At 60.5% G+C, this 11634-nt stretch carries 9 protein-coding genes; 6 read left to right on the top strand and 3 right to left on the bottom strand.

All coding sequences use genetic code 11. From position 1 onward, the window contains the following. Positions 1–262: 262 nt before the first annotated feature. Entirely contained in the window at positions 263–655 is a 393-nt protein-coding gene (locus tag ABX749_RS07735) for a thioredoxin family protein (protein WP_372895464.1), read from the bottom strand. Positions 656–1338: 683 nt separating this feature from the next. Here ABX749_RS07735 and ABX749_RS07730 point away from each other — a divergent pair. After that, positions 1339–2343: a Gfo/Idh/MocA family protein gene (locus ABX749_RS07730; protein WP_145216477.1), complete on the top strand. Its 1005-nt coding sequence runs from the start codon at positions 1339–1341 to the stop codon at positions 2341–2343. A gap of 9 nt (positions 2344–2352) precedes the next feature. Here ABX749_RS07730 and ABX749_RS07725 read toward each other — a convergent pair whose 3' ends face one another. Further along, entirely contained in the window at positions 2353–2607 is a 255-nt protein-coding gene (locus tag ABX749_RS07725; protein ID WP_372895463.1) for a hypothetical protein, read from the bottom strand. Between the two features lie 320 nt (positions 2608–2927). Here ABX749_RS07725 and ABX749_RS07720 point away from each other — a divergent pair, with 320 nt between their 5' ends. The 3 genes from ABX749_RS07720 (at position 2928) to ABX749_RS07710 (ending at position 6324) form a co-directional block, all read left to right on the top strand. Beyond that, positions 2928–4244, top strand: a complete 1317-nt coding sequence (locus tag ABX749_RS07720; RefSeq protein ID WP_095742356.1) for a CpaF family protein — start codon at positions 2928–2930, stop codon at positions 4242–4244. 72 nt (positions 4245–4316) lie between these two features. Continuing rightward, positions 4317–5288 carry a type II secretion system F family protein gene (locus ABX749_RS07715; RefSeq protein WP_372895462.1) on the top strand — a complete coding sequence of 324 codons (972 nt, stop codon included), beginning with the start codon at positions 4317–4319 and terminating at the stop codon, positions 5286–5288. 58 nt (positions 5289–5346) lie between these two features. Continuing rightward, on the top strand, positions 5347–6324 hold the full coding sequence (locus tag ABX749_RS07710) for a type II secretion system F family protein (protein WP_372895461.1): 978 nt from the start codon (positions 5347–5349) through the stop codon (positions 6322–6324). 22 nt (positions 6325–6346) lie between these two features. Here ABX749_RS07710 and ABX749_RS07705 read toward each other — a convergent pair whose 3' ends face one another. Next, on the bottom strand, positions 6347–9097 hold the full coding sequence (locus tag ABX749_RS07705) for a hypothetical protein (RefSeq protein WP_372895460.1): 2751 nt from the start codon (positions 9095–9097) through the stop codon (positions 6347–6349). 141 nt (positions 9098–9238) lie between these two features. Between ABX749_RS07705 and argH the strand changes: the two genes are divergently transcribed. Both argH and ABX749_RS07695 read left to right on the top strand, forming a co-directional pair. Beyond that, on the top strand, positions 9239–10618 hold the full coding sequence (gene argH / locus ABX749_RS07700; RefSeq protein WP_372895459.1) for an argininosuccinate lyase: 1380 nt from the start codon (positions 9239–9241) through the stop codon (positions 10616–10618). Between the two features lie 184 nt (positions 10619–10802). Continuing rightward, positions 10803–11153 (top strand): hypothetical protein, encoded by a 351-nt coding sequence (locus ABX749_RS07695; protein WP_372895458.1) that lies wholly within the window; start codon positions 10803–10805, stop codon positions 11151–11153. The last annotated feature ends 481 nt before the right edge of the window (positions 11154–11634 follow it).

Raw genomic sequence — 11634 nt, 5'->3', positions numbered from 1 at the left:
GCTCAGCATCGACCGGTTCGGCGAAGAAATGGGCCGGACCGCCGATCCCGAGCCAGACCAAGGGGGCGAGGGGCTCATCGGAGCGAATGAGGTGCTGGAGGTGTTGGGGAATCGTCATGGTTGGCTAGCACGTCAGAATCAAAAGCTTCGCCCGCGAGAAACGGTCGCGGGCCAAGCGAAATCATAACGGCCCGCGACGCGTTTCAGGTAGACGGAGTCGCTCGACTTCACCGCCGGAGCACTCGCCGCCGATCGGCAGCGTTCAACCGCGTCCCAGTGAAACGGCCGAGCGAATCAGATTTCGGACCGGCTGCTGGGTTTGATAGCCTTTCAATTGATGACGCTTCCACTCTCCCCCGCCCGTGCGGGTGAACATGATGATCTGGGGAAGCATTCGCTCGCCCTTGGTCAACTGCTTGACCAACTCGGGGTTCGCATCGCGATCCAACACCGCCACGCTCACCTCGTCCAACTCTCCGGTTTGGGCCATCGGCTCCAAGGTGGTCTGTTTCAGCACGTTGCACGCCGGGCACCAGGGTGCTCCCACGACGACCATCAACGGCTTGTCCTGTGCTACCGATTCTCGGTAAGCCTCGGCGTAATCGGTTTTCAACGATGCCGACGTGACACTACCAAGCACTACAGCTAACAGCAACGAAACCATTCCTAGCTCCTTTTTTCAAGCAAAATTACCGTTCGGCGATGGCGACACAATGTCGGTGATTTGAATGAAAAGCGATGAAAAGATGTCGATTCATTCAGACGAGGAACCGCCGAGGGCTAGTTTTCCCGTTGTTGATCAACCCGGCGTGTTCCCGCATCGATTCGGCTCGCCGTCTCGATCGGTGCCCAACTGACCAACAATCGTCCCTAAGGTGAGATCGTCTTTCACAAACGAATTCTCGCCTCCGTCCTCCCCAGAACCATTCTGGAACGCCTGGTGAAAGGCTTCCGAAGGCAGGGTCCGGGTAGACTGGGCGGAGTATATGGCTGCCCGGGTCGGCTTCAAGCCGTGCTGATTAGATTTCTGTGATTATCAAATTGCGGTTCAGCGTGCTAAATTGAAGCACCCGAGAGCCAATTCGCCGCCCAGTCGCTAAGCTGCTGTTAGACAACAAGTTGGGGCGTGCCAATCGGAAGACCGCTCGGCGAAAACGGCAAGTGTACGCAAGTGCACGTGTCGCGAGAAAGGTTCGATGCGCGCCCTTGTTTGGAAATCCCCGTAGGAAGCCGTTGTTTGCAAAACCTGTTCATCGCCGAACGAATCGTTGCCAAGCGGTGCGACGCAGGGCGTTCCCGATTTCCGCACGAAACCGCCGCGTTTGAGACGTCGACCTGATGAAGCTTCGAATTGGACTGATCGGGCTGGGGGATCTGTGGCAAACACGCTACCGGCCGGCACTCCGCATGCTGGACGATCGGTTCGATGTCCGTGCGGTCTACAGCACGATTTCAAAATTAGCCGAATCCACCGCCGCCGAGTTCCAGGCGGACCCGATCGACGGCTATCGCAGTCTGGTCTACCGCTGCGACATCGACGCCGTGTTGATTTTGAAGCAGTGTTGGCTCGGCTGGTTGCCGGCGCTGGCCGCCTGCCAGGCGGGCAAGGCGGTCTACTGGGCCGCCGGCCTGGACTTTGATCCGCATCGTCAAAATGCGGTGCTGCGGGCGATCGAGCAGAGCGGCGTATCGTTCATGGCCGAATTGCCGCGTCGATTCGCCCCGGCGACGCTGCGGTTGAAAGAGTTGATCGCGACACGCCTGGGGCCGCCACGGCTGATCCGCGTGCATCGCCAATCGATCAGCGACCGAACACCCTGTGACGCCGGGCCGTCGGCCTGTCGCACCGACGATTCGGAATTGGTCGAGCTGGTCGATTGGTGCCGCTACGTCGTCGGCAAAACCCCGCACTGCGTCACGTCGGTCTGCGAGGTAAACACGTTCCAATCATTGATGCTTCAATACGACTGCTCGCCGGCTCAAGGCGTGATCGCGGAGATCGCCACCGACGGCACGCTGCCGAGTCGTTGGAAAGAAGCGGCCAGCTTTCGTTCGCCGGCGGCGATGAAAATCCAGTGCGAAAACGGTGTCGCCTTCATCGATCTGCCCAGCAGCCTGGTGTGGTTCGATGATGCCGGCCGCCATGTCGAATCGTTGGAGACCGAATCGCCGGTCGGCGAACGCATGCTGCGTCAATTCCATCGCAGCGTGACCAGTTTGGTCCGTGACCTGGGCGGTCTGGTCGATGCTTACGAAGCCGCCGCCGTGGTTCAAGCGGCCCGCCAAAGCCACGAAACGGGACAACGCGTCCTGCTTCCCGCCCAGCGTCCTGCCACTCAGTAGACCGGCCATTCAGTAGACCGTCAGCGCACGCACCGTCTCGAGCCGTCCGTTGTAATACACCCGCTCGCCCGGTCGCAGCAATCGGATCGGCCGGCAGATCTGTTCGGCCGACCAGAGCCGGATCTTGTCTCCGCGACGCACGATCACGAAACGCTGCGAGGTCAGCGAGACGATCAGCGCGTCACAGTGTTCGATCGACGGTGACGCGATTGGAGGGGACTGGGGTGGGGGCCGCAGTTCGGTTGGCTCGGTGGTGGCTGTCATGCGCGAATTCTTGGGCCGCCGGGGACACGTTTGGTCCGTCTCGGCCCGTCCACCCCTTGCCGATCAAGCGGTTTGGTTGCCGGCAAGAAAATCCAATCGGATTGCCGATGTCGCGGTTTTGCATCCTATGTTTTTCCAGGGTTCATTCCCGCATCCAGCGTTCGGCGGTCTTTGCCGAGGTGGCTGGCCCGGATGACCCGCACAACCCAAACGACTCGCACGGGACAGTTGGCCGGTCTGCCTGCCAACACGGCGAGGCGACACGATTTCACCCACCCCGCACCTCGCGATCGCGCAATCCTAAGGACGAGACTACAGATATGGCAACTCGATCAATGCCCGGCAAAGCGGATAGTCGCCAAGATCAATTCGAAGAAATCAAGACTCGGATTCACGGCAAGTTGGTCGACAAGCTCGACCTGTCACGCGTCGGAGACATGAAGGGTGATGCGTTGCGTCGCGAAATCCGCGTCGTCATCGAACACCTCTGCGATGCCGATGATGCGCTGCTCAATCGTCAAGAACGCGAACGCATCGTCGACGAGGTGCTGGACGAAACCTTCGGGCTCGGGCCGCTGGAATTGATCCTCAAAGACCCCAAGGTCAGCGACATTTTGATCAACGGCCCCAAGAGCATCTATGTCGAAAAGGGCGGCCAGATGCAGAAGACCGACGTGGAGTTCCGCGACGGCAAGCACCTGTTGCAGATCATCGACCGGATCGTCAGCAAGGTCGGACGTCGCGTCGATGAAACCTGCCCGATGGTGGACGCGCGTCTGGAAGACGGATCGCGGGTCAACGCGATCATTCCCCCGCTCGCCCTGGACGGAGCCGCGGTCAGTATTCGACGTTTCGGCAGCAACCCGTTGAAGCTGGAAGACCTGCTCAACTACAAAGCCTTCACCCCGGAAATGGTGATGTTGCTGGAAGGTTGCATCAAAGCCCGGCTCAATTGCATCATCGCCGGCGGTACCGGTTCAGGTAAAACCACACTGCTCAACACGCTTTCGTCTTTCATCGGTCACAGCGACCGAATTGTGACGATCGAAGACGCGGCGGAATTGCAACTGCAACAAGACCATGTCGTGCGGCTGGAAACACGTCCGCCCAACATCGAAGGCAACGGAGCGGTGACCGCCACCGACCTGGTCAAGAACGCCCTGCGGATGCGTCCCGAACGGATCATCATCGGGGAATGTCGTGGCGGTGAAACACTGGACATGTTGCAGGCGATGAACACCGGTCACGACGGTTCGTTGACCACGCTTCACGCCAACACTCCGCGCGACGCCATCGCCCGTCTGGAAACGATGGTCATGATGGCCGGCTTCGAGTTGCCCGTCAAAGCGATTCGGCAACAGATCGCCGGTGCGGTCGATGTGCTGATCCAAGCCAACCGCTTGCAGGGCGGACCGCGACGTGTCACCGCGATCACCGAAGTGGTCGGGATGGAACAAGACACCATCGTGCTGCAAGACATCTACAAGTTCGATCAAAAAGGCATCGGTGAAGACGGCAAGGCGTACGGAACCTTCGAATGTTCCGGCGTCCGACCGACCTTCATGGACAAACTGGAAGCCGCCGGCGTGCGGTTGCCATCCAGTGCGTTCCGTGAGCGAACCATGATGCAAGCGTAGGGCGGACCGCCCTCACGACCCCACCCGATTACGACTCAACGACTTCTCCCAACCTCAACGACCTGATTTGACATGACCGGTACCGTCATCATCATCGCCGTCGGCATCTTTGTCGCCTCCTTGGTGGCACTTGCTGCCAACATGCTTGTTCCCGGCGGTGACAATACCGCGACCGAAGACCGACTGGCGCAGATCGCGTCGCGGCGTCGTGTCAGCGGCGGGAAACAAGCCGAAGAAACCGGTTCGTTGCTGATGGAGGGCGGCTTTGAAGATGCCTCCGGACTCATCGGCAGCATCATGAAGAGCCTGCCCGGTCTGGGCGAGTATCTGGACCAGGCCGACGTGCGGATGCCACCGGCACAATTCGCGATGATCTGTCTGGGGGCCTTCGGTGCCGGCGTCGCCCTGTGCATCGCCAGTCCCTTCAAACTGCTGGCCATCTTCGTCGGTCCGATCTTCGCACTCGTCCCGGTCGGTTGGTTGATGGTCAAACGAAAACGTCGACTTTCCAAGTTCGGCAAGCAGATGCCCGAGGCCCTCGAATTGCTCGGCCGATCGCTGCGTGCCGGTCACTCGCTTAACGCCGGTTTCGGCTTGGTGTCCAAAGAGATGGAAGACCCGTTGGCACGCGAGTTCGGGCGTGCGTTCGAAGAACAAAACCTCGGCATCCCGCTCGATGAAGCGATCGAAGACATGGCCGATCGGGTCCCCAACATGGACCTCCGATTCTTTGCCACCGCCGTCGTTCTGCAGCGTCAAACCGGCGGTGACTTGGCCGAGATTTTGGACAAGATCGGACACCTGATTCGCGAACGATTGCAAATCCTCGGCCAGATCCAAGCGTTGACCGGGGAAGGCCGAATGAGTGGTGCCGTTCTGCTGGCCCTGCCACCGGTGCTGTTTATCGTCATGCTCTACCTCAACAAGGAGTACGTGATGATGCTGTTTACCGACGAGATCGGTCGCTACATGCTCGGCTTCGGGTTGATCACCCAGATCATCGGCGCCTTGGTGATCAAAAAGATCATCACGATCAAAGTCTAACCCGAATCCCACCCTTCACCGTCAGACCCGTCTTTTACCGGCCAACCGGATCCTTACGATGACCCTTCTGCTAGCCCTTTCGCTCAATCCCATCTACGTCACCGCCGGTGCGATCTTTCTGTTCGTGACCGTGGGCATGTGGTTCGTCTTGGCACGCGTCTCCGGAGACGACAAGCCTCGCGCCGAAGCACGTTTGGACATGATGCGAAAGCGTCGCGCCGGCCAAGCGTCTGCCGCCGCGGGTGATGACGCCGCCAGCAAAAAGAACGAAGCCCTGACCGCTTACCTGGAAAAAGCCGCCACACCGCTGGCCGGCAAGGTCAGCGGAAACGAAAAGGAGATGGGCCAGCTCCGCGAAATCTTGATGAACGCCGGCTTCCGACGCGAAGCCGCACCGGTCGTCTACAAAACCATCCAGCTCGGTGCTTCCGCGCTGGGACTGTTCATCGGCAGCGCCTACGGGCTGTTCGCCAACGGCTTCGGCCAAGACATGATCATCAAAGTCGGCGGCGGGCTGATCATCGGTTTCATGATCCCGAAATTCGCCCTCGGGATGATGGCCAAAAAGCGGATGGAGAAAATCTTCCTCGGCCTGCCCGATGCACTCGACTTGATGGTCGTCTGTGTCGAAGCCGGTCTGGGGATGGACCAAGCCCTCCGAAAAGTCGCCGACGAAATGGAAAAGAGTCACAAGGAGATCGGCGAAGAATTCGGAATCGCCAACAAGCAACTTCAGCTCGGGCGATCACGTAGCGAAGTGCTCCAGGCACTCGGCTTCCGCAGCGGCGTCGATGACTTGAAACAGCTCGCGTCGATCCTGATCCAAGCCGATAAATTCGGGTCCTCCATCGCCGCCGCGCTGCGGGTCCAGAGTGACGCGATGCGAACCCGACGACGTCAGATCGCTGAAGAAAAAGCGGCCAAGACCGCGGTGAAGATGATCTTCCCGCTCGTCTTGTTCATCTTCCCCGGTATCTTCGTCGTCCTCGTCGGACCGGCCGGCATCAGCATGTACCGCAACATGCTCAGTCAATAGGCCAATACTCAGTATTCAGTACTCAGTACCCATCTCCCGCGCCACGCGCGACGGTGATCTCCACGTCGGCGACCAGGCGGTCAGAATACTGCGTCATCGTGAACCGTCCGCCGCGGAACCAATTCAGCAACGGCGCGACGTAATCGGCCGGTGGCGTTGCCAGCGGTTCGTTGCCGCTCCACGCCGTGCTTCGCCAACGTTTCTCGATCGGGTCGTACTCGTACTGACCGCCCAACGGGCATTGCAGCGGCACGCCTAGCACTAGGGTGACTTGCTCGATCGCCTCGTCCGGACCGACGTGCAGTTGCTCGGAGAACAGATTCAAAAACTCCGCCCCCGCCCGACTGGCTTGGGCCGCGTTTTGATACAGCTCGTTGTTGACCCAGCCTTCGAGTTGGCTGCCCAGCAAACTGCCGACGCGTCCGCGAGCCGTCGCCGGTTGGCCGACGTCGGTCGCTTCCAGGAACGGGAGCGTGGCGTTGAGAATCTCGGGCTGAAATGACAGCACGCTGAAACCGCCGCCGCTGTATCGGTACAAGCCGCCGAGCAGTTTGGACATTCCGGGGCCGACCGGTCGACCACGCCCCAGCCCCAACGGCAATCGGTCCAACGCCCCCGGTTGCGGCCATGCGCCCAAGTACGCCGGCAACTCACGCAGCGCCCAGTACGTCTTCAGGATTCCGTCGAACTGGTCCGGCGCGGGCGGAAATGTGTCCTTGATGCCCGCGAACAGGTGCGTCGGCGGACCGATTTGGGCGCTGGCCACGTGAGCTTGGACGGAGACGATGTCGTCGGGTGCAAATCGCATCGCGACCGACGTCGGCGGGCCGAGTTGTTTGGCCCACTTGCCGTACTTTTCCGGGGTCAGCGGAGCGATCTCGGCATGGATCGAGATCCGTTCCAACGTGTCGTCGCCCGGGATGTCGTCACGACGCAGCGCGACGATGATCGGGTCGATCTGCGGGAATCGTTCGCTGTATTCGTTGGCGATCCGCGTGTACCAATCGAACTCCTGTCGGGTGACCGATTCGATTTCGATGTCCGCGATCGGCACGAACGTTCCCCGCACGCCGCGCAACGTGTCGATCACTTGATCGCCGACAGAGATCACGCCGCTGCCGTCGCTGCGGTTGCCGAACGACAGGGGCAGGAATCCCGTTTCGATCAGCTCTTCGACGCCCAAACCCCAATCGCCATCCGCGGTGACTCCCTCCGCAGTCGCGGCCAGTCGTGCCAAGTGAACCAAGGCCACATCGCTTTCGGCCCGGGAACGGCGACGCAGTTCGATCAAGTATTGCGGCGAGACCAAACCTTGCAGCATTTCGGGCGAGAAGTACGCAAAGATGGTGTCGTCGCGTGTGGTCGGCACCAGCGACCGTGACAATCGAAACGAGTCCGTCGCGGCGAGTGATTCGCCGCTCTGGCCGACTTCGAAGAAACGCCGTACCAGTGTCTTGCTGTTGGTGATCAAGAAATAGCCGTCGTCTTCGGCCAGGAACGAGCGTACCGAATTGTCCGCGCTGGACAGAAACGACACGTCGCGCCCGGCGATCTTGACCGTCTTCAACGTCACCGCTTCGTCGCCGCGGGCGCGGTTGGAACGATCCGATGACAGCGACGAACGCAACAGAAACGCGTTGGCCGATTTCAGGATCACGCCCATCGACGCGCCGTCGCTGGTGAACAAGTCGCGTCCGATCACCGCCTGGTCCAGCACGACCGTCGGCCCCAGCGTCCTGGAAAGTTGGTTGATCTTGACCGAAATCTGGCGTTGGAATTGCGCCGTCGATTGAACTTCCGTCCCACGCAGTTTGATCATGCGGCCGACGTCGCCGCCGTACTCTTCGGCCAAATCCAGGAACCACAGGTAATTGGAAAACTGTCCGAACCGCAGGTAAAAACACTCCGGCGGCACACGTGTCGCGATCGGTTCGGTGACCACCGAGTCATCGATCGGCCCCAGCGTCGGGGCTTTCCATTTAGGGCCTTCGGGCAACGCCACCATCGCCGCGGCATCGTGACGCTGTTTGGCCGGCAGATTGACATCGGTCAGCCCCGCGGCGGTGCGACGAAAGACTTCTTGCGTGACCGTTTCGGCGCCGCCTAGGTATTCCAGCGTCGCCCACAACGGATCGCCCTGCTCCTTGGTTTCGGTGAACCACGTCGGCAACGCGTTGTCTGTCCTACCGCTCAGCATGGCGACCAAATAGCTTTCCACCCAAGGCGGATAATCGCCGGCGTCGATTTGTTCTTTCGCATTGGCCGCATAGGTGTTCCACCAACGGGCCAGCGCCACGCGATACACCGTCGCGTCGCGGGTCGGTTTCAATTCATACTCGCCGACTTCACCCAAACCGTCGGCCACGCGGACCCGCAGCGGCGTGTCGCCCTTGAACAAGAACGTCGCCCGCCGCGCGACAATCTGGCTCGTCGGGGCGTCTTTGTCGGTGATCTCGCGGAGCAGATTGCCCAGCCGACCCAGCAATCGGCCATTGCCCGGTTGCGGCACCGGTCGCTCCGACGGGGGGACGATCCGCGCCTCCACGTCTTCGCTGACCGGATAGAAAACCCGCCCCGAATCGCTGCTGACGGTCAACGGCCGGGGGGCTTGGCCGATGATCGGGTTGGCCAGCGGCAACTCAATCGTCGCGATGCCGTACAGCTGGTCGCCGGGCGCGAACACGGCGGAGGCCAAGACATCGACCGCGTCGGCCGCCGGTGAAGCGAGTGTCTGTGAGCACAAGACACACAGCAGCACGAACGTGGATCGCATACAACGCATCAGAAAATCCTTGGGAGAAAATCACACGGCTAATTCGCGTCCGTCCGCCGGGTCGTCATCGACCCGGGACTTCGCGATACTGTCCCGCAGCACTGATTATCTCCCACACGACCTTTTTTGGATAGCCAGACCGTGGATAGCCCCTCTCGCAGCGGTGTTTTCGAGGCCAGCACCGATGCCCGACTCGAATCGTTCGCCGAATCCATCAGCTTCGACCGCCGCTTGTTCCGCCAAGACATTCGGGGCTCGATCGCTCACGCCGACATGCTGCGCACCGTCGGATTGATCAGCGACAAAGATTTCACGGCCATTCGCGACACTTTGAAGCAGATCGAATCGGAATTCGAATCCGGCGCGTTCCCGATCCGGCTGGAATTGGAAGATGTTCACATGCACATCGAGTCGGCGCTGATCGACCGCATCGGCGACGTGGGCCGAAAACTGCACACCGCCCGCAGCCGCAACGACCAGGTCAGCACCGACGCGCGGATGTGGATTCGCGAAGCACTCGACCAGGTCGACGGCTTGCTGGAGGCGTTGCAGCGTTCGTTTCTCAGCCGATGCGACGGTGACATGGACGTCATCCTGCCGGCCTACACCCACCTGCAACGCGCCCAGCCGGTGCTCGCGCCGCACTACTGGCTGGCCTACATCGAAAAATTCCAACGCGACCGCGATCGGATCGCCGATTGCCGGCGACGCGTCAATCAATCGCCGTTGGGCGTCGCCGCCGTCGCCGGAACCACACTGCCGATCAATCGCGAACAGACCGCCGCGGCGCTGGAGTTCGATGGCGTCACCGCCAACAGCCTGGACACCAGCAGCGACCGCGACTTCATCCTCGAATCGGCCTTTGTGCTGTCCATGATCGCATCCCACCTGAGCGGCTGGGCGGAAGAATGGATCTTGTGGAGCACCGTCGAATACAACTTCATCAAGATCCCGCAACAGTTCTGCACCGGCAGCAGCATCATGCCGCAGAAGGTCAATCCAGACACCTTGGAACTCACTCGTGGCAAGTCGGCGCGGGTGATGGGCAATCTGCAAACGTTGATGTTGCTGGTCAAGAATCTGCCGCTGGCGTACAACCGCGACCTGCAAGAAGACAAGCCGCCGTTGTTCGATTCCTTTGACACCATCATCGCGATGCTGGAGTTGGCGATCCCGATCGTCGCCGGCAGCGTGTTGCAGCGCGAACGCATTGCGGCGCGGATCGAAGAAGGTTACTTGGATGCGACGACGTTGATGGAATGGTTGATCAAGAAAGGAATGCCGCAGCGGACGGCGCACCACGCCGTCGGCGCGATCGTCGGCGCCGCGATGGCCGCCGATGTTCCGCTGGCCGAGTTGCCGCTGGAGACGATGCAGCAACACGCCCCCGAAGTCGACGCATCGATCCTGGACGTCCTGGGCACGCAAAACGCGATCGCCGCCTTCACCAGCTACGGCTCCACCGCCCCCGACCAAGTCCGCGACCAAATCACCGCCTGGACCAAGCGTCTGGCAAGTTAGTGCTACGATGCTCGAGTTCCTGCTTGTTCGAGTCTCCGTCTGGTTGGCTTGCGTGGCGTGGTTTGCGGGCGCATTCTGCCGCCTGCTGTCCGCAAGACAGGCCCAGGCACATGCGGCCTTGCCGACGCACCCTCGAGGAGTCGAAGCGGCTTACGGATGGCTGTGGTTGGCCGGTTCCATGTTCATGACCATTCACATTGCTGCCAGCTACGGCTTTGTCCACCACTGGAGCCATCGCGATGCGATCGAGGTGACCGCCAGAGAGTCTTTCCGCGTGACCGGGATCCGCGCCGGTTGGGGCGTGTACGTCAATTTTCTATTCGCCATCGCCTGGCTCAGCTATAGCATGGCGCTCGTCGCGAAACGTTATCGAAACAAACGAATCGATCGATCAGTCTACATTTTCTTGGCGATCATTCTCGGCTTCGCAACCGTCGTCTTCGAAGCAGGTGTGATCCGCTATGCCGCGCTGGCCGCCTTCATCGCGTTGAGCGTCCTGCACGTTCGCATGAAATCAGCCAACGCAATGGAGTGAAGGAGTAGGTGATGTGTTTGAGGCCCGGAGGGCCGGTAGAGTGTCTGCCGGTGGTGTCAGTCACCGGGGATGGATTCCATGCAACGCTCAAGGCCCGGCGGGCCGACACAGTATTCGGGTCCGGGCGGCCAAGAGAACAATTGTGCCGGCCCTTCAGGCCTTTGTGCTTCATTGCACTGGATACCGGTGGCTGACACCACCGGCAATCACTGTGCCAGCCCTCCGGGCTTCATCGTGACTGTCCAGCGAAGACAAGTCTGAGCCAGACGCTTCGAATTTCGCTCGGCGATTCCAATCGAGTACATTGGCAACCTGCGATGATGGCTCAAACTGTCCCCGTGGCTGATCCGCGTGATTCAAGTGGTGCACCACAGTCGGCGGGTCGAGTTCGTATTTGAGTTCCGGTCCATCGCGCCGACGCGGTGACCACCGCCGTTATCGCACTGAAATTGGTTCGCGTTGATGTTGCGCCGATCGAACT

It is taken from the genome of Stieleria sp. (assembly GCF_041595215.1).
Taxonomy (GTDB): Bacteria; Planctomycetota; Planctomycetia; order Pirellulales; family Pirellulaceae; genus Stieleria; species Stieleria magnilauensis.
This window is presented reverse-complemented; position numbering and strand designations above follow the sequence as displayed.